The organism is Streptomyces sp. NPDC033178, from assembly GCF_055577685.1.
Window position 1 is genome coordinate 264,298 of the sequence record NZ_JBVIPT010000013.1, and the last position, 17,084, is coordinate 281,381.

Genomic DNA, 17,084 nt, shown 5'->3' on the forward strand with positions numbered 1-17,084 from the left:
ATCCGGTGTTCGAGCTGAGGCTACTGATCGCCCGCCAAAGGAGCGAGCAGAAACGGAAATTGACCGTCCGTTCCAGGTCACTGCCTCCGGCACGTGCCGAATTGGCCACCTTACGAAATCGCACCGAAGCATTCCAAAGAGTTCCGGGGAAACTGCGCAGCGTTACGAAGAGGCGTGCGGAAAACCGTTCACGCGACCGGCTCCGGCCGGATGTGAAAAAGCCGCTTCGCCCCCTCCGTGCGGTGCGGAGGGGGCGAACCGGTGGTTGTACACACGTTTTCCGAAGTTTCGGCACTCTCCTTCTCTGTGCGTTCACGTTCTCCGTGCGTTCACAACCTTCCGCGCTTCGAACGTCGCCTCCCCTCCGCGCTTCGTGATCGGTGTCTCGGTGACCAACCTGGGGAAGTGGTCGTCTCGTTGGCTGCTTCGGCCGGGCTACTTCGGCTTGCCGAGCGGCTTGCCCTCCGGGGAGATGGCGTACCACGTGCCGCCGACGCCCTGGCCGTTGGTGTCACCGGGCTTCTTGTCGCCCGCGAAGGTGTAGAGCGGCCAGCAGTCGATGCTCTGCTGCGTGAGGCCGTCCGGACGGTTCAGGACGACGTAGCCGCGCCGGCCGTCGTTCTTGTTGTCGATGCCCTTGGTGTCGGCGGCGGCCACCGGCGCGACGACCGGCCACTTCTCCAGGCACTCCCCGATGCAGGCCGACTTCATCGGCCACGGGGTGTCCTTCTCGAACCGGTAGACCGTCATACCGTTCTTGTCGACGACGACCTCACCGAGCTCGGGGTCGTTACGGGTCGACAGACCCGGCAGGTCGGCGGCTTCCGCGCTGCCGCCGGCCGCGGCCTCCCCGCCACCGGAGGCCTTCTTGCCGTCGGGGGCCGTCGCGTACCAAGTACCGCCCACACCCTGGCCCTTGGTGTCACCGGCCTTGGTGTCCTTCGCGAACCGGTACAGCGGCCAGCCCTCGTACGTCAGCTGCTTGGTGCCGTCGGTACGGGTGACCTCGCCGAGCAGGGTCTTGTCAATGCCGATCGGCGCGGTGGCGCCCGAGGCCGGAACCGGAGGCCAGGCAGTGGCGCAGTCGCCGTCACAGTTCGACTTCGGCGGCTCGGCCGTGTCCTTGTCGAAGCGGTAGAGCGTCATGCCCGCGCTGTCCGTGACAACCTCACCGAGCTTGTCGGTGTCCGCCACGGCAAGCTGTCCGGCGCTCTGCGTCTGGGCGCCGGCACCAGCGGCACCGGCCCCGGTGCTCGGGCTGGCCGCGGCCCCCGCCGAGCCGTAACCGTTGGCCGCGGGCGCCGCGCCCACGTTCTGGCTGCCGGTCGAAGTGTCCGCCTTGTCCTGACCGCACGCCGTCGTCAGCACCAGCACTGCCGCAGCTGACGCTACGAGTGAGGCGCTCCGCCAGGAGGTCTTCATTGGTAACTCCCGCTGTCTGCTTAGGTGTTGCGGCGCTGATCCACACCGCGTATGGCCCTAGGTACGGGTGGGAGTGCGGTGAGTGTTCAAAGCGCGCTCAAATTTCTTTCTGGTAACGCCCGTGAACCCTGCTTTTGGTGGGGCGCGGGAGGCCGGTTCGGGCGCGTGACGGCAAGCGCGTAAGCCCCCTTGTCCCTCCTTCGGGGCAACCTGGGCGCACTCTCGCGCGCGCGAGCGCGGGGGGACCGATGATCTCCGTCGTGCCTGGACCACTACGAACTCAGCCACGGACCGGATGCGCCCTCGCCATACGCCTGCTGATGCTGCTCGCGCTGACCTGGATCGCCGGTGGCGCGCCCGCTCCGGCGGCCGCCGACTCCTGCGCGTACGCCGCCACGGGGCCCGGCGGCAACGGCACGGTGGCGGTGGCCGTCGCGGGGACCTGCCCCACGCCGACACCGACACCGACTCCGACGCCCACCCCGCCCTGCCCGACTCCGGAACCGTCCCCTCCGCCGAAGCCCCCGCCCAAGCCGACTCCGACGCCCACACCGACGCCCGACCCGCCGCCTCCCCCACCGAAGCCTTCCCCTGCCCCGCCGACCGTGCCACCGCCCGCGCCCGCCCCACCCCGGCCGGCCCCCGTCGTACCGCGCCCGGCGGTTTCCGTGCCGGCTCCGAAGCCCGCTCCGACACCGACGCCGACCCCCACCCTGCGTCCCAGCCCCTCGCCGACTCCGGTGAGTTACCCGCCGTACCGCACCAGGGCGCGCAAGGCACCGCCCCGCGGCGGTCCGTCCCTGGTCTCGCTCACCCTGCTCATCACCGCGCCCGCGGTGTTCGCCGTCGCCGCGCTGCGCCCGCGCTGACCCCTGGAGGAATCCTTTGTCGGAATGGCTTGTTCTCGCCCTCGCGATGGCGGCGGCCAGCGTCGTCGTCCTCATCGTCACCGTCGTGCGGCACCACACCGCCGCCGAGGACGACGATCCGTCCGAGACTCCGGACGTGATCGAGTACATGACGATGATGATCGGCGTGGTGTACGCCATCGTGCTCGGCCTGGCCATCGCCGGTGTCTGGGAGGCGCGGGGCGTCGCCCAGGATCACGTCCAGAACGAGGCGTACGCGCTGCACGAGATCTCCGAGCGCGTACGGGTGTACCCGCCCGAGGTACGCGACCGCATCCGGGACGACGTCAACGTCTATGTCGGCCACGTCGTCACCACCGAGTGGAAGGCCATGGCCGACGACGGCAAGGTCACCGAGCAGGGGACGAAGCTGCTGGCCAAGATCCGCAACGACGTCACCGACTACGAGCCGCGGACGGACTTCGAGGCCCAGGCCTACCAGCCGCTCCTCGACCAGGTCACCGCGGCGGACAACGCGCGCACGGCACGCGCGGAGTCGACGGCCCCGACCATGCCGGGCGTCGTGTGGTTCGGTCTGATCACCGGAGCCGTGGTCACCGTCGGGCTGATCTTCGCGCTGCAGATCCGCCGCACCCTGCGCGAGGTGATCCTGGCGGGCCTGTTCGCCGCCCTGATCGCCTTCCTGCTCTTCCTGATCTGGGACTTCGACGCTCCCTACAGCCGCGGCATCACGGCGACGGCCGATCCGTTCCTGACGCTCTTCCCGAAGGCCGGTGAGTGACGGACCCCTACGAGCCGACTTCGCCGGGGGACGGACGCCACGCCGGGCCGTCCCCCAATCGCACGCATCCGATACCCGGTTCGGCCCACACGGTTGCCCCATTCGCGCGACAGCGATCGCGCCGGCGCCCGCACCTTCCTAGCGTTTCGATCATCGAGGTGCATGTACGGCGCAGCGGAAAAGGTCCGCGGCTGCGCCTCGGGGACCCGGAGGACTCACCATGCGCGCGATACGCGTCGCTTGTGCCGCACTGCTGGGCATGACCGCCCTGACCCTCACCGCACCCGTCGCCGCCGCCCGGGACGACGGCGAGCGCAACATCACCTCGTTCGGCTTCAACGTCTCGCCCACGACCATCGCCGCGGGCGGCCGGGTCTCGCTGTCGGTCAACGGCTGCAAGTCGGACACCAAGGTCTCCTCGGGCGTCTTCAACACGGTGACGATCCCCAAGGGACAGGGCTCCGCCACGGCCACCGTCGACTGGGACGCCAAGCCCGGCGCGGTGTACGAGGTGACGTTCCAGTGCGGAAACGAGTCAGGCCACACGGACCTCACCATCGCGACCGGCCGCCCGAACGACCCGACGCACACCCCCGTCCACCGGGGCGTCAAGGCGGGCGTCGGCGGCAGCGCGGACGGCTTCGACCTGAGTGAGATCGGCCTCGGCGCCGCACTCATCGCGGGCTCGGTCGGCGCGGCGTACTACTGGTCGCGGCGGCGCACCGGCGAGCACGGCGGCTGACGTACCGGATACACCGGACGCACCGGACAGCCCTTCGCCCCGGAACCCTTGAGGGTCCGGGGCGAAGGGCTGTGCACGCTCAGATCTTGTTCTCGGAGCGGCGGCGCATCCAGAACACCCCGCCGCCGATGAGGGCGAGGCCGACGAGGCCGCCGCCGATCGCGATGTCGGTCGGTGTGGCACCGGTGGAGCTGCTGCCGCCGAGACCGCCTCGGACACCACCGATGACGGTGAAGGCCTGCGGCTTGGTGAGGGTCTTGCCGCTGCAGTGGACCGTGATGTCGTACGAGCCCGGGTTGGCCGAGCTGTTGATGGTGGCGGTCCCCTTCGCGGTCTCGTTGTTGCCACCGGTCGACGAGAGTCTGGCCTGTGGGAACGCCGTCGACGTCATGGAGCCGCCGTTCGGGCAGCCGTCCACGCTGACCGACAGCTGGCCTCCCCGGGCGATGACGCTGGGCGTGGCGGTGATGTTGCTCGGGTTGTCCCAGGCCGCGGCCGTGGGAGCGGCGATTCCGACGGCGGCGAACGCCGCCGCAGAGACCGCCAGGGCACGAGTGGTACGCATGTGATCCTCCGCGGAAGGCGCCCCGGGAACCCGTCCCCGAGTCGATCGGCGAGAAAACGCCTCCCAGACAGACCCTCAGTTGCCGTGCACAGGGCCGCATTTCGAGAATGCTCCGTACCGGTGAGAGGACACGCCGACAGAAAGGAACACAATCGGATATTGCCGCAGGTCACGGACCGTCAGAAATTTCCTGGCGATGGCAACTCGGATGGCGCACGGCAGTCCGCTCCGCCACCCGTTCGCGCTTCTCCCGTCGCCCTGTGAGCGCGCTGCGCTTAGCGTTCTCGTATGCGCGACGGACGTGGCGACGGCCACGTCGAGAGGGGATTGCGAATGTCCGTGTCCGAGCTGGCGGAAGAGGAGGAGCGCCCCAGGAGGCGCGCTCCTTGGGGCGTGATAGCGCTTGTCCTGCTGACCGGCCTCGCTCTCATTCGGAATGGTTCGGGAGAGTTCGACGTCGGGCCCCCGCAACCCGCGACGGCCGCCGCCGCGGACGACCACGTCACCGACAACACGATGCGCACGGGCGCTCCGGCCCCCCTGCCGTTCTCCGTGGCCGACCGCATCAGGATCCCGGCGATCCGGGTGGACGCCCCCACCACGCCCGTGGGCCTCGACATGGAGGGCTGGGTGGACGCGCCGCCGCCGGAGGACCCGAACCTCGCGGGCTGGTTCTCGGGCGCGGTCTCGCCCGGCGAGAAGGGCACGGCCGTCATGGTCGGCCACGTCGACAACCGACAGGGCCCCGCCGTCTTCTACGGACTCGGGGCCCTCAAAAAGGGACATCGCGTGGAGGTCCTGCGCAAGGACGGAAAGACCGCCGTGTTCGAGATCTACGGCATCGAGGTCTTCGAGAAGAACAACTTCCCCGGAGACCGTGTCTACGGGAACACCGGAACCCCCGAAATTCGCGTCATCACCTGCGGAGGCGGTTTCTCCAAGCAGAACGGCTACGACGGGAACGTCGTCGTGTTCGCCCGCCTGATCGAGGTTCGCTGAGCGTTCCCCGGCCCGGCGGGCGAGATCCCGCGAAATCCACGGAGTTCCACGGAACCGAAAGGGTTCCGTGGAACTCCGCGGATCTATGTGGACTGCCGCCGGGGCACGATGATGTGGTATCCCGAGTCCAGCAGCCGCGGCAGATAGTCGCGCAGCGCCGTCACACTCTGCGTACGGTCCCCGCCGGCGTCGTGCGCGAGGACCACGACGCCCGGGGACGCGCCCTTGATGACCCGGTTCTCGATCGCGCCGGCGCCCGGCGAGGTCCAGTCGAGGGTGTCGACGGTCCAGGCGAGCGGCTCCATGCCCAGTTCGGCGCCGATCTGGAAGGCGGCCCGGTTCCAGGCTCCGTACGGCGCACGGAACCAGCCGGGCCGCTCTCCGGTTCCCTCCTCGATGACATCGCAGGTGCGCTCCATCTGGGAGCGGATCTCGGACCGGGTCAGCCGGGTCAGCAGCGGGTGGGACCAGGTGTGGTTGCCCACCACGTGTCCCTCGTCGGCCATCCGGCGCAGCAGGTCCTTGTGGTCGGCGGCCATCTCCCCGCACACGAAGAACATGGCACGCACGTTGTGGGCCTTGAGCGTGCGCAGCATCTGGGGGGTGTAGCGGGGGTCGGGCCCGTCGTCGAAGGTCAGCACCATGCTCTTGCCGCGCCCCGACATACGCAGGAACGGCTCGTGCCGTACGAGGGTCCGCGCGGCCGTGCCGCGGACCGGCCCGTATCCGGCGATGGGCTGAAGACGGTAGGCGGAGGGTCTCAGGGCCGCGCGCCTGGCCTGAGCACCGGCGGCGGGAGCGGCGGAGGACCGGACCGGGGAGCCCGGGTCGGCGGTGAGCACCTGTACGGTGCCGGCCGCGCCCGCCGCTCCCAGCACGGCGGCACCGGCGAGCAACGCCCGGCGCCGCGAGAGGAACTGATCCTTATTCATGAGTAATCAGTCGCCCGGCCGACGTGTGCCGCAGCACATGTCCACCGATGCGGACGCACGAAAGCACCCGTTGAGAGCAGCTCCCGGGGGCCGGGAACGGCTCAGCGGCGGCGTACGAGCGGGAAGGGCAGCGTCTCGCGGATGGTGAGTCCGGTGAGGAACATGACGAGCCGGTCGACGCCGATGCCGAGCCCTCCGGTGGGCGGCATGGCGTACTCCAGGGCGTCGAGGAAGTCCTCGTCCAGCTCCATCGCCTCCGGGTCTCCCCCGGCGGCGAGCAGCGACTGCGCCGTGAGACGCCGGCGCTGCTCGACGGGGTCGGTCAACTCGGAGTAGGCGGTCCCCAGCTCCGTGCCGAAGGCGACGAGGTCCCAGCGTTCGGCGAGTCGCGGGTCCACGCGGTGCTGGCGGGTGAGCGGGGAGACGTCGGTCGGGAAGTCCTTGTAGAAGGTCGGCAGCTGGGTCTTCTCCTCCACCAGGCGCTCGTACATTTCGAGGACGACGTCGCCGCGGCCGTGCTCGGCGGTGTACGGGACGTCCGCCCGGTCGCACAGCCGGTGCAGGGACTCCAGGGGCGTGTCGGCGTCGATCTCCTCCCCCAGCGCCTCGGAGATCGCTCCGTAGACCGTCCTGACGGGCCAGGGTCCCGAGATGTCGTACTCGGTGCCGTCCTTGCGGGCGATCGGCGAACCGAAGGCCGCGGTGGCAGCGCCCTGGATCAGTTCGCGGGTGAGGTCGAGCATCACGTCGTAGTCGGCGAAGGCCTGGTAGGCCTCCAGCATCGTGAACTCGGGGTTGTGCTTGTAGGAGACGCCCTCGTTGCGGAAGGTGCGGCCCATCTCGAAGACCTTCTCCATGCCGCCGACGCACAGCCGCTTCAGATACAGCTCGGGGGCGATCCGCAGATAGAGGTCGAGGTCGTAGGCGTTGATGTGGGTGTGGAAGGGCCTGGCGTTGGCGCCGCCGTGGATCTGCTGGAGCATCGGCGTCTCGACCTCCAGATAGCCGCGCTCCAGAAGGCCCTGGCGCAGGGCCTGGACGGCGGTGGACCTGGCGCGTACGACGTCCCGGGCGTCCGGGCTCGCGACCAGGTCGAGATAGCGGCGGCGCACCTTGGCCTCGGGGTCGGCGAGGCCGCGCCGCTTGTCCGGCAGCGGGCGCAGACACTTGCCGATGAGCTGCCAGGAGGTGGCGAAGACCGTGGGCTGCCCCTTGTCGCTGACCCCCGTCAGTCCGGTGGCGGTGACGTGGTCGCCGATGTCGACGTCCTTGCGGAACCGGTCGAGGGCGGGGCCGGCGTCCTTCCGGGTGAGGGCGAGCTGGAAGTCGCCGGACCAGTCGCGCAGGACGGCGAAGAGGATGCCGCCGAAGTCGCGTACGAGCATGACGCGGCCCGCGACGGTCACGTGCTGCCCCTCGCGGACCTCGGCGAGGGTGTGGGTGCGGGGCGGGATGCCGACCGGGTAGGCGTCGATGCCGTCGGCGCGGAGCCGGTCGAGTTTGCGGTGCCGGATGCGGACCTGTTCGGGCAGTCCCGCGGTCGGATCGGCGGCCTCGGCCTCGGCCCCTCCGTCGAGGCCGAGCGCCGACAGCGACGGCAGGCCCTCGGTGCTCGCCGGTTTCGGCCCGCCCTTCGCGTGCCCCCTGCCCCGGAGCGTGCGCAGCGACGGTACGGAGACGAAGCCCTCCGCGATGCCGGAGGCGAGGCCGATCCGGGCGAGGGCGGCAGTGTCTCCGTAGCAGATGAAGCGCGGATACCACTCGGGGTGGTACTTGGCGTTGGACCGGTAGAGGGCCTCAAGCTGCCACCACTTGGAGAAGAACAGCAGCAGGCGGCGCCAGAGTCTGAGGACCGGTCCGGCGCCGATGCGGGCGCCCTCCTCGAAGACCGAGCGGAACACGGCGAAGTTCAGCGAGATCCTGCGCACACCGAGTTTCCCGGCGACCGCGCACAGCTCGGCGACCATGAACTCCATGACGCCGTTGGGCGCGCTGCGGTCCCTGCGCATCAGGTCGAGCGAGACGCCGTCGCGGCCCCAGGGCACGAGGGACAGCAGCGCCAGCAGTCTGCCGTCGGAGTCGAGCGCCTCGACGAGGAGGCAGTCGCCGTCCTCGGGGTCGCCGAGCCGGTCCAGGGCCATGGAGAAGCCGCGCTCGGTCTCGGTGTCCCGCCAGGCGTCCGCCCTGTCGACGATCGCCTCCATCTCCTCGTCGGTGAGGGTGGAGTGCCGGCGTACGCGGCAGGTGGCGCCGGTGCGGCGGACGCGGCCCACCGCCTGTCGGGCCACCCGCATGTCACGGCCATCGAGGTCGAATCCGGCGACGTGCAGAATCGCCTCGTCGCCGAGCTGTAGAGCGCCGAGCCCGGAGCGCGCATACGCCTTCGCGCCCTCCTCGGAGGCGCCCATGACGGCGGGGGCCCAGGCGTAGCGGCGGGCCACGTCGAGCCAGGCGCCGATCGCGTGCTGCCAGGTCTCGCGGTCGCCGACGGGGTCACCGCTGGCCAGGCACACCCCGGCCTCGACGCGGTAGGTGACGGCCGCCTTGCCGCTGGGCGAGAAGACGACGGCCTTGTCGCGGCGGGTGGCGAAGTAGCCGAGCGAGTCGTCCGCCCCGTACGCCTTCAGCAGCCCGCGGATTCGGCGCTCCTCGTCGCCGTGCAGGGCCGCCTCCATGCGCTGGGAGCGGAAGAGGGTGGCGGCCGCGTTCAGCAGGGCGAGCGCGCCGAACAGGCCGAGGAAGAAGAACAGCGGGCGGGGTGGCCGCCCGTCGAAGGCGCCGCCCGAGATCAGTCCGCCGCAGACCCGGTCGGCGGCCCACAGCAACCGCTGGCCGCGCGGCAGTGTGCCGGGGAAGAGCTCGACGAGCCCCCAGCCGACGAGGATCGCCACGGCCAGCCCGGCGAACAGCACGCCGAGGGCCCGGCGCACCGCGGCCCTGCGCGAGTCCGCGTAGAACTCCCGGCGGGCCACGATCAGCAGGCCCAGGGCCAGCGCGCAGACCACGAGCGAGGGGACGGAGTCGGCGTACTGGCCCATCGCGGTGCCCAGCGCGTCGACGAGGACCAGCAGTCCGAGGTAGACGACGACCAGCCACCAGGCGATCTTCTTGCGGGCCGCGATGGCGGCGGCGAGGAGGAAGAGGAAGACGGCGTACGCGAGGTTCGCGCTGACCGGGACCACGACCAGGTTCAGCACGTGGACGACCGGGCGCAGCAGCCGGCGCAGCGGCGGGATGAAGGCCAGCACCAGGCAGAGCAGGCCGAGGGCGGCGAAGAAGACCGCGAATCCCTCGGGCACCTTGCTGAGGAGACCGTCTCGCGACGGGCGTATCGGCCCTGTCGTGTCCTTCGGGTCCCTCGGGGCTTCCGCCCGGACGCCGGCACTCATGCTCTCGACTGTAGGAAGAGCGGGGCCCGGCCGCCTGTCGAGCGCGGCCGGGCGAGATCCCGGGCGGCTGCGGGAGAGGGCTGTTCCGATAGCCTCTGCGCCGTGACGGAACAGCACTCCCACCAGTTCGAACGGGGCACCGACGGGCCCAAGGTCATCGTGGTTGGCGTGGACGGCTCCGACTCGTCCCTGCGCGCCGCCGCCTATGCCGCGGGGCTGGCCCGGCGGCAGCGGGCGCTGCTCGCTCTGGTGTACATCCAGCCGGTGATGGCGGCCGGCGCCGCGCTCGGCGTTCCGGTCGCGGAGACGACCGACCAGATCGCCGAGGATCTGATCCAGCAGATCCGGGAGGGGACCGAGCAGGTCAAGGGCATATTCGACGTGCGCTGGGAGTTCCACACCTTCCGCGGCGACCCGTACAACGGGCTCGTCTCGGCGGCGGACCAGCTCAAGGCGGACGCCGTCGTCGTGGGCGCCTCCGAGCAGGCGGGCCACCGGATCGTCGGCTCCGTCGCGATCCGCCTGGTGAAGGCTGGGCGGTGGCCGGTGACGGTGGTGCCGTAGAGCGCCGAGCGCGGCGACCGAAGCAGGCCGTGCCATCGGTGCGCGCGCCGGGGTGACGGCAACGCGCTCCCTCGGTCTGGACGCCCGGGAGGTGCTTCAACGCGCCCCGCTGCTCCGCCTACTGCGCCGGTTTCGCCATGACCAGGCCATCCTCGGCCGCGCCCCGGCTGAGTACGACGCGGCGGATCCGGTCGCGTACGGCGCTCACGTCGGCTCCTTGGCCGATCGCGCTGTTGAGGTCGACCACGCGGCCCGAGTCGACGTCGAACCACTGGGGTACGAATTCGGCCTTCTCGACCCGCCAGCGGTCGCCGGCCTTCTCCGGCGGGGCGAAGGTGAAGCGGCCGATCGTGCTCTCGTTGCCGCGGGGATCCTGGGCGCCGCCGTGGTTGGTCATCCTGCCGGCGATCTGGTCGCCCATCCCGTAGATCACCCAGGTGCCGTTGACCTTCTCGTACGCCTGGGGGACGTGGGCGTGGGTGCCGAGGATCAGGTCGATGTCGGGACGGCCGTCCGTGCGGGCCCCGGTGAGCCGCTTACTCAGGGTCAGCTGCCGGGTGTCGGGCTCGTCCTGCCATTCGGTGCCCCAGTGCAGGGAGACGACCACGACGTCGGCGCCCGCCTTCCGGGAGGCCCGGGCGTCCGTGACGATCCGGTCGGGGTCGATGAGGTTGACGGCCCAGGGTTCGCCGGCCGGGAGTGGGAAGCCGTTCGTGCCGTAGGTGTACGCGAGGTGGGCGACCTTGGCGGTGCCCGTCTGCATGATCGTGGGCGCGTCCGCCTCGGCGGCGCTGCGGGCGGATCCGGCGTGCCGCACCCCGGCCCGGTCGAGCGCGTCGAGGGTGCGGTGGATACCGGCGGAGCCGTCGTCCAGGGTGTGGTTGGAGGCGGTCGAGCAGGCGTCGTAGCCGGTCGCGGCGAGGCCCTCGGCCACCTGCGGCGGGGACTTGAAGGTGGGGTAGCCGGTGTAGTGGCCGTCCGCTCCGTAGACCGTCTCCATGTGACAGATCGCCAGGTCGGCGCGGGCCACGACGGGTTTGACCCCCGACAGCATGGGGCGGAAGTCGTAGCCGTAACCGCCCGCGTCGGCCTTCGCCCGGTCGATGATCGAGCTGTGCGGGAGGACTTCACCGGAGGCCACGAGTGTGAAGCTCTGCGCCGACGCTCCGCCCCCGACCGGGCTCCCCCGGCGTTTCGGCCCGTCCTGCCCTTGACAGCTCGCCACGACAGCGGCGCAGCACAGGACCGCGAGAACTGTTGACGCCTGACGGGTGCGCGGTGTCCTCGCCATTCTCGGCCTCGCTCCAATGCGGCTCAATACCGCTCAATGCGGTCGTATTTAAGTACGAACCGATATGTATCCGGATAAGAGTGCCGACGCGAGTCGAGAAGGCGCCACCGTCACTACCCCGAACGAGGTTCCAGGACGGGGCCATTGGGGCGAACCGAGATGCGGAGGCGGAGCCTTCCGTCCCGGTTGACCGTTCGTCGTACCGTTCGTCGACGGGTTCGACCGTCTGCCGACGAGCCGCGTCCGTGGCCTGTCCCGGCGGGTCACGCTGCGCTGGCATACGGCCATGACGGCCGCCACAACCATGACCAGCAGGACGACCGCCGAGCACGAGCTGGCCGAATTGCAGCGGGAGCACGGCGCACCGCTCTTCGCCCTGATGCTGAGGCTCTCCGACGGAGACCGCCAGCGCGCCGAGGATCTGGTGCAGGAGACGTTCGTACGCGCCTGGCAGCATCCCGAGGCGCTGCGCGCCGACGACTTCGACTCCGTACGGCCCTGGCTGCTGACGGTCGGCCGGCGGCTGGCCATAGACGCGCGGCGGGCCCGCCAGGCGCGGCCCGCCGAGGTCGGGGACGCCGTGCTGGAGAGCGCGCGGGTCGCGGCCGATCACGCGGAACGCTCGGTGGCGACCCTCGATGTGCGGGAGGCTGTGAAGACACTCACTCCGGAGCACCGTGAAGTCCTGGTGCAGGTGTATTTCCGGGGGGCGAGTGTGGCGGAGGCCGCCGAGGCCCTGGGGATTCCGCCCGGTACCGTGAAATCTCGCGCGTACTACGCGCTGCGCGCCCTGCGCCGGGTTCTTCCGGGATACGCGGCCGACCTGCGGTGAAACCGGAGGCTAGGTCAAGCCTCCGTAAAGCGCCTTGCCGAGGACCATGGTTGAGCAATCAGCTGTCTTCATCCGTGTTCCGGACTGGGGCCCGGGGTCGGGCGACGCGCACGCACCGGAGGAAGGCAGGAAGGGATGCTGCACAGAGGTCAAGAGAGCACGGACGGCGCGGGCGGTGGTGAACTCACCGTCCCCATGGCGTGGTTGTACGCCGAGTACATCGCCGACGAACTGCTGCGGACGGGCGACCTGATGCCGCCGACGTCCTTCGAGTTCCGCGCCGGGCGCGACGCCCTGGCGCTCACCATCTTCCTGTCGGACACGAGCGGTGAGCTCTCGGGCATCCGGGTCGTCTCACAGCTGGAGACGTGGCTGTCGCTGACGGCGTACGACCAGCCATGGCAGGACTGGGTGCGTGAGCGCATGGCCGGACTCGCCGCCGAGGCGATCGACGCGGGTGGTCCGGCGCCGGACCTGGACCTGGCGACGGCGGCTTGGCGCTGGCTGGAGGAGACCGAGCTGCTCGCGCCGGACCTGGACGCGGTGCCGGGCGGCGGTCCGGTCATCGGGGAGGACGACGGTCCGAAGGTCTGGACACCCGCCTGGCAGCTGGGGCTGCCGCTGGGGCACCTGGCGATCCATCTTTTCTGAGCGATTTTCCGACACACTTCCGCCTCCAACTACCCTGACCAGTTTTTTCTGAACCTCGACCAATCCGCGGGCCCGTCCGCTCCGAATCTCTTGGTTCGTTTCCTACGGGACTTGAGTGATTCGGCGGTCTCCTGCGTACCGGTGGGCAAGCAACTACTCCCCGCACACACACCCCATCGGCACCGAGGATTTGGTATGAGGTCGCTGGAACGCCACCGCGACGTCGGCGCATATGCGCTCGGCGTGCTGGACGAGGCGGATGCCTTCCGCTTCGAGGACCACCTCACGGAGTGTCCCCAGTGTGCGGTTCAGATACATGAACTGGCAGCCACCACACGGTCGTTGCGGGCATACGCCCAGGCGACGCCACGTGCGGTGCATCCCATGACGCAGGCCGGGCCGGCCCTGCTGGACCGGCTCCTGGACGATGTCGTCGCGACGCGTCGCAGCGGACGGAGGCGCTGGCTGTACGCGGTCGCCGCGGCCGTGGTCTTCGCCGTGGGCGGCCCCGCGGTCGCGGTCTTCACCGGGGACGAGGGCTCCGGCGGCGAGACGGTCGCGGCGACCGACCCGTCGTCGGGCGTATGGGCCGAGGTCACGACCCTGAACCGCGCCTGGGGCAGCGAAGTGGACCTGAAGGTCAAGAACGCGCCGAGTCTCCTGCGCTGCCAACTCGTCGCCATCGGCCGCGACGACTCGGAGCAGGTCGTACTCAGCTGGACCGTGCCCGAGAAGACCGGCGAGACCGCCGAGGGCCAGCCGTCCGAGCCCATGCAGGGCGCGGCGGCGATGCATCCCGGCGAGGTCGTCCGGTACGAGGTGCGCAACCCGGACGGGAAGGCCCTGGTGACACTCAAGGCCCCCTGAGGCGGAGGTGTCCGACGGCACCGTCCACTGAGTCCCGACGGCCCCTGCGCGGGCGCCTGACGGCCGGTCACGGCCCACCGTGGGTTACTTCAGGAACTTCGACATCCTGCGGTCCGCGAGGGGCTTGCCGCCCGTCTGGCAGGTCGGGCAGTACTGGAGGGACGAGTCGCTGAAGGAGACCTCGCGGATGGTGTCGCCGCAGACCGGGCAGGGCTGTCCGGTGCGACCGTGGACGCGCAGGCCGCTCTTCTTCTCGGCCTTCAGCCGGCCCGCGGCGAGTCCGCGGGAGCGCTCGACGGCGTCGGCGAGGGTCGTCCGCAGGGCCTCGTACAGCCGCCCTGTCTCCTCCGGCGTCAGGGCCGAGGCGAGCTTGAAGGGCGACATCTTCGCGGCGTGCAGGATCTCGTCGCTGTAGGCGTTCCCCACTCCCGCGATCAGGCTCTGGTCGCGCAGGGCACCCTTCAGCTGCCGCCGCTCGCCGTGCAGGAGCTTCGCGAAGCGGGCCTCGTCGAAGTCGTCGGCCAACGGGTCGGGGCCGAGCCGGGCGACACCCGGGACCTCACCCGGATCCCGTACGACGTACACGGCCAGCCGCTTCTGGGTGCCCGCCTCGGTGAGGTCGAAGCCCTCGCCGGTCTCCAGGGCGACGCGCATCGCCAGCGGGCCCTTGCCGGGGCGCGGCGGCCCGTCCGGAAGCCGGTCCTTCCAGTGCAGCCATCCGGCACGCGCCAGATGCGTGACGAAGCGCGGCCCGCCGTCCGTCTCCAGGTCCAGAAACTTCCCGTGCCGATGCACCGCCACGACCTCACGCCCTTCGAGGGCGCTGAGCGGCGGCTCGTACGTCTTCAGCACACTGATCGCGACGGGCAGCACCCGCACGATCTCGTGACCGACCAGGTGATCACCCAGAAAGTCCTTCAGGGCTTCGACCTCAGGCAGCTCCGGCATAGAACCAGGGTGCCACCAGCGCCCCTCTGCGGCGCGGGGCTGTGACATGACGCGGCTCCACCGCGGGGGCGCGATCAACCCCGACGCACCCGCACGTCACAACGCACCCCCAAACCCTCACTCACTCCCGGTCGGGCACAAGGAACTCGCACCACACACACTTGCCACCGCCCCGCGCCTCCACGCCCCACACGTCCGCGAGCCGGTCCACCAGCAGCAGTCCCCTCCCGGAGACCCCGGACTCCCCCGCCTCCCGCCGCCGCGGCAACGCACTGGACGCGTCCTCGACCTCCACACGGAGCCGCCGGTCGAGGCCGGTGAGGACACGCAACGTCACAATGGCGGAGCCCTCCGTATGCATCAGGGCGTTGGTGATCAGCTCGTCCGCGATCAGCTCGATCTCGTCGGCCCTCCCACCCGCGCCCCAGGCGCGTACGGCCGCACGGATCATGTGCCGCGCCTCGGCGAGCGCCTCGGGGTCGCCGGGCCCGACGTGCTGCTGGAGACGGCCTCCGGGGCGCTGCGCGTCGAGGCCGAGGCGCCGCATCAGGAGCAGCGCCACGTCGTCCTCGCCGCCGCGTTCCTCGGCCACGTCGATGAGCCGGTCCGCGAGGTCGCGTACGTCGTCGGGGCCGGTGGAGATGAGCGCGCGCAGGGTCTGCATGCCGTCGTCGAGGTCGATCCCGGGCTGTTCGACGAGGCCGTCGGTGCACAGCAGCAGGGTCTGGCCGGGGTCGAGTTCGAGGGTGTTGACCGGGTATTCGAGGCGCCCGAACAGGGCGGACAGGCCGAGTGGCAGGCCCCCTTCGACGGGCAGCCTGCGGCAGCTGCCGTCCGTGTCACGGACGAGCGGGTCGATGTGGCCGGCCCGGACGACCTGCATCACACCCGTGGACAGATCGACCTCCGCGTACAGGCAGGTCGCGAAGCGCTCGGTGTCGAGCTCGTGCAGGAAGACGGAGGCGCGGGCCATGACGGTGGCGGGGGTGTGGCCCTCGGCCGCGTAGGCGCGCAGGACGATACGCAGCTGGCCCATGACGGCGGCCGCGTGCGTGTCGTGGCCCTGGACATCGCCGATGACGGCCCCGACGCGGCCGCCGGGCAGCGGGATCACGTCGTACCAGTCGCCGCCGATGTCCCGCCCGAGGGAACCGGAGCGGTAGCGGACCGCGATGTCGGCGCCGGGGACGCTGGGGATGGAGCGCGGCAGCATGGCCTGCTGGAGTCCCTGGGCGAGGTCCTTCTCCTGCTCGTAGAACATGGCCCGCTGGAGGCTCTGCGCGATGCTGCTGCCGAGCGCGACGAGGACGTTGCGGTCCTCCGACGAGAAGCCGTGCCGGTCGTTGTAGAGCAGCCCTATGGCGCCGATGGGTCTGGCCTGGGCGATGAGCGGCAGATAGGCGGCCGAGGTGATCTCCAGACCCGTGATGTGCGGCCAGAGCAGCGGGTACCGCTCGGCGAACTCCTCCGGCGACTCGATGAAGCGCGGGGCGAGCGTGCGCACGGCCTCGCTCATCGGGTACTGCTCGTCGATACGGGTGACCAGCGTGCCCGGTACGAAGCTGCCCTCGGGGCCCTCGGCGACCAGCCGGATGCGGCCGGCCTCGACCAGGCCCATGACGAGGCTCTTGGCACCCAGGTGGGTGACCCCGTGGGTGTCCTTGAGGACGTCGATGACGTCCTGGACGGTGTGGGCGTGCGCGAGGGCCGCGGTGGTGATCTGCACGACGTTCGTCTGCTGGCGGCGTGCCTCGTCCTGGGCGGCCTGCTCGCGGCGGGCCTCGGCCTCGCCGAGTTCCTCCGTGGCGTCACGGACGATGCCGATGATGCGGCGCGGACGGCCCGTCTCGTCGCGCCGGATGTAGCCCTGGGTGTGGGTCCAGCGCAGGGTGCCGTCACGGCGGCGGACCCGGAAGTACGCCCCGTAGTTCTCGCTGCCGTCCTTGATGGCCTGGGAGACGTGGGCGTCCAGGCGGCGGCCCTCGGTCGGTGGCACCCGGGGGCTCAGCGATTCGGGACGGCCGTCGAACTCGTCGGGGCGCACGTCGAAGATCTCGTGGGCCAGGGCGTCCATCTGAAACGTTCCGGCGTCCAGGTCCCAGTCGAAGCTGCCCATGCGGTTGAGCGCCAGGATCGGGTCCGGGTGGGCGGGCCAGTCGTCCGGGAGTGACAGGGCGCTCGCTCCCCGATCAACCATGGGCCCACCTTGCCAGGATTTGGGCGATTCCTCGA

At 70.6% G+C, this 17,084-nt stretch carries 16 protein-coding genes; 8 read left to right on the forward strand and 8 right to left on the reverse strand.

Going from position 1 to position 17,084, the window contains the following annotated elements; translation table 11 throughout:
* Positions 1-435: 435 nt before the first annotated feature.
* Both ACZ5VQ_RS30450 and ACZ5VQ_RS30455 read right to left on the reverse strand, forming a co-directional pair.
* On the reverse strand, positions 436-1,422 hold the full coding sequence (locus ACZ5VQ_RS30450) for an SCO0930 family lipoprotein (RefSeq protein WP_469107678.1): 987 nt from the start codon (positions 1,420-1,422) through the stop codon (positions 436-438).
* A 280-nt stretch (positions 1,423-1,702) separates the two neighbouring features.
* Complete coding sequence (locus tag ACZ5VQ_RS30455; RefSeq protein ID WP_469107679.1) at positions 1,703-2,134, reverse strand: hypothetical protein; 432 nt, start codon at positions 2,132-2,134, stop codon at positions 1,703-1,705.
* Positions 2,135-2,162: 28 nt separating this feature from the next.
* Here ACZ5VQ_RS30455 and ACZ5VQ_RS30460 point away from each other — a divergent pair, with 28 nt between their 5' ends.
* The 3 genes from ACZ5VQ_RS30460 (at position 2,163) to ACZ5VQ_RS30470 (ending at position 3,814) form a co-directional block, all read left to right on the forward strand.
* The gene (locus ACZ5VQ_RS30460) at positions 2,163-2,291 is read left to right on the forward strand and encodes a hypothetical protein (RefSeq protein ID WP_260694962.1); all 129 of its coding nucleotides are present in this window, start codon (positions 2,163-2,165) and stop codon (positions 2,289-2,291) included.
* A gap of 16 nt (positions 2,292-2,307) precedes the next feature.
* Positions 2,308-3,072 (forward strand): bestrophin-like domain, encoded by a 765-nt coding sequence (locus ACZ5VQ_RS30465; protein WP_362083742.1) that lies wholly within the window; start codon positions 2,308-2,310, stop codon positions 3,070-3,072.
* A gap of 220 nt (positions 3,073-3,292) precedes the next feature.
* Positions 3,293-3,814 (forward strand): hypothetical protein, encoded by a 522-nt coding sequence (locus tag ACZ5VQ_RS30470; protein WP_469107680.1) that lies wholly within the window; start codon positions 3,293-3,295, stop codon positions 3,812-3,814.
* Positions 3,815-3,893: 79 nt separating this feature from the next.
* Here the strand turns inward: ACZ5VQ_RS30470 and ACZ5VQ_RS30475 are convergent, their stop codons facing one another.
* Positions 3,894-4,379 carry a hypothetical protein gene (locus ACZ5VQ_RS30475; RefSeq protein ID WP_469107681.1) on the reverse strand — a complete coding sequence of 162 codons (486 nt, stop codon included), beginning with the start codon at positions 4,377-4,379 and terminating at the stop codon, positions 3,894-3,896.
* Between the two features lie 333 nt (positions 4,380-4,712).
* Between ACZ5VQ_RS30475 and ACZ5VQ_RS30480 the strand changes: the two genes are divergently transcribed.
* The gene (locus ACZ5VQ_RS30480) at positions 4,713-5,378 is read left to right on the forward strand and encodes a class F sortase (protein ID WP_469107745.1); all 666 of its coding nucleotides are present in this window, start codon (positions 4,713-4,715) and stop codon (positions 5,376-5,378) included.
* Between the two features lie 83 nt (positions 5,379-5,461).
* On the opposite strand, the gene ACZ5VQ_RS30485 is transcribed toward ACZ5VQ_RS30480, so the two are convergent.
* Both ACZ5VQ_RS30485 and lysX read right to left on the reverse strand, forming a co-directional pair.
* On the reverse strand, positions 5,462-6,310 hold the full coding sequence (locus tag ACZ5VQ_RS30485) for a polysaccharide deacetylase family protein (RefSeq protein ID WP_469107682.1): 849 nt from the start codon (positions 6,308-6,310) through the stop codon (positions 5,462-5,464).
* Positions 6,311-6,411: 101 nt separating this feature from the next.
* Positions 6,412-9,699, reverse strand: a complete 3,288-nt coding sequence (gene lysX / locus ACZ5VQ_RS30490; protein WP_469107683.1) for a bifunctional lysylphosphatidylglycerol synthetase/lysine--tRNA ligase LysX — start codon at positions 9,697-9,699, stop codon at positions 6,412-6,414.
* 102 nt (positions 9,700-9,801) lie between these two features.
* On the opposite strand from lysX, the gene ACZ5VQ_RS30495 reads away from it, so the two are divergent.
* A complete protein-coding gene (locus ACZ5VQ_RS30495) occupies positions 9,802-10,263 on the forward strand; it encodes a universal stress protein (RefSeq protein WP_469107684.1) in 462 nt (153 codons plus the stop codon).
* A gap of 118 nt (positions 10,264-10,381) precedes the next feature.
* On the opposite strand, the gene ACZ5VQ_RS30500 is transcribed toward ACZ5VQ_RS30495, so the two are convergent.
* Positions 10,382-11,554, reverse strand: coding sequence for a CapA family protein (locus tag ACZ5VQ_RS30500; protein WP_469107685.1), 1,173 nt, complete (start codon positions 11,552-11,554; stop codon positions 10,382-10,384).
* A gap of 286 nt (positions 11,555-11,840) precedes the next feature.
* On the opposite strand from ACZ5VQ_RS30500, the gene ACZ5VQ_RS30505 reads away from it, so the two are divergent.
* The 3 genes from ACZ5VQ_RS30505 (at position 11,841) to ACZ5VQ_RS30515 (ending at position 13,904) form a co-directional block, all read left to right on the forward strand.
* Complete coding sequence (locus ACZ5VQ_RS30505; protein ID WP_200394485.1) at positions 11,841-12,386, forward strand: sigma-70 family RNA polymerase sigma factor; 546 nt, start codon at positions 11,841-11,843, stop codon at positions 12,384-12,386.
* A gap of 135 nt (positions 12,387-12,521) precedes the next feature.
* Positions 12,522-13,037, forward strand: coding sequence for a hypothetical protein (locus ACZ5VQ_RS30510; RefSeq protein WP_055617218.1), 516 nt, complete (start codon positions 12,522-12,524; stop codon positions 13,035-13,037).
* A 195-nt stretch (positions 13,038-13,232) separates the two neighbouring features.
* A complete protein-coding gene (locus ACZ5VQ_RS30515) occupies positions 13,233-13,904 on the forward strand; it encodes an anti-sigma factor family protein (protein WP_469107686.1) in 672 nt (223 codons plus the stop codon).
* 84 nt (positions 13,905-13,988) lie between these two features.
* Here ACZ5VQ_RS30515 and ACZ5VQ_RS30520 read toward each other — a convergent pair whose 3' ends face one another.
* Complete coding sequence (locus tag ACZ5VQ_RS30520) at positions 13,989-14,852, reverse strand: Fpg/Nei family DNA glycosylase (protein WP_469107687.1); 864 nt, start codon at positions 14,850-14,852, stop codon at positions 13,989-13,991.
* Between the two features lie 121 nt (positions 14,853-14,973).
* Complete coding sequence (locus ACZ5VQ_RS30525; protein WP_469107688.1) at positions 14,974-17,049, reverse strand: SpoIIE family protein phosphatase; 2,076 nt, start codon at positions 17,047-17,049, stop codon at positions 14,974-14,976.
* Between the last annotated feature and the right edge of the window lie 35 nt (positions 17,050-17,084).

Excerpts from the sequence above, each read along its gene's own strand:
- ACZ5VQ_RS30510 (WP_055617218.1), top strand. The coding sequence starts at position 12,522 with ATGCTGCACAGAGGTCAAGAGAGCACGGACGGCGCGGGCGGTGGTGAA.
- ACZ5VQ_RS30505 (WP_200394485.1), top strand. The coding sequence starts at position 11,841 with ATGACGGCCGCCACAACCATGACCAGCAGGACGACCGCCGAGCACGAG.
- ACZ5VQ_RS30475 (WP_469107681.1), bottom strand. The coding sequence starts at position 4,379 with ATGCGTACCACTCGTGCCCTGGCGGTCTCTGCGGCGGCGTTCGCCGCC.
- ACZ5VQ_RS30500 (WP_469107685.1), bottom strand. The coding sequence starts at position 11,554 with ATGGCGAGGACACCGCGCACCCGTCAGGCGTCAACAGTTCTCGCGGTC.
- ACZ5VQ_RS30485 (WP_469107682.1), bottom strand. The coding sequence starts at position 6,310 with ATGAATAAGGATCAGTTCCTCTCGCGGCGCCGGGCGTTGCTCGCCGGT.
- ACZ5VQ_RS30480 (WP_469107745.1), top strand. The coding sequence starts at position 4,713 with ATGTCCGTGTCCGAGCTGGCGGAAGAGGAGGAGCGCCCCAGGAGGCGC.
- lysX (WP_469107683.1), bottom strand. The coding sequence starts at position 9,699 with ATGAGTGCCGGCGTCCGGGCGGAAGCCCCGAGGGACCCGAAGGACACG.
- ACZ5VQ_RS30450 (WP_469107678.1), bottom strand. The coding sequence starts at position 1,422 with ATGAAGACCTCCTGGCGGAGCGCCTCACTCGTAGCGTCAGCTGCGGCA.
- ACZ5VQ_RS30520 (WP_469107687.1), bottom strand. The coding sequence starts at position 14,852 with ATGCCGGAGCTGCCTGAGGTCGAAGCCCTGAAGGACTTTCTGGGTGAT.
- ACZ5VQ_RS30525 (WP_469107688.1), bottom strand. The coding sequence starts at position 17,049 with ATGGTTGATCGGGGAGCGAGCGCCCTGTCACTCCCGGACGACTGGCCC.
- ACZ5VQ_RS30470 (WP_469107680.1), top strand. The coding sequence starts at position 3,293 with ATGCGCGCGATACGCGTCGCTTGTGCCGCACTGCTGGGCATGACCGCC.
- ACZ5VQ_RS30515 (WP_469107686.1), top strand. The coding sequence starts at position 13,233 with ATGAGGTCGCTGGAACGCCACCGCGACGTCGGCGCATATGCGCTCGGC.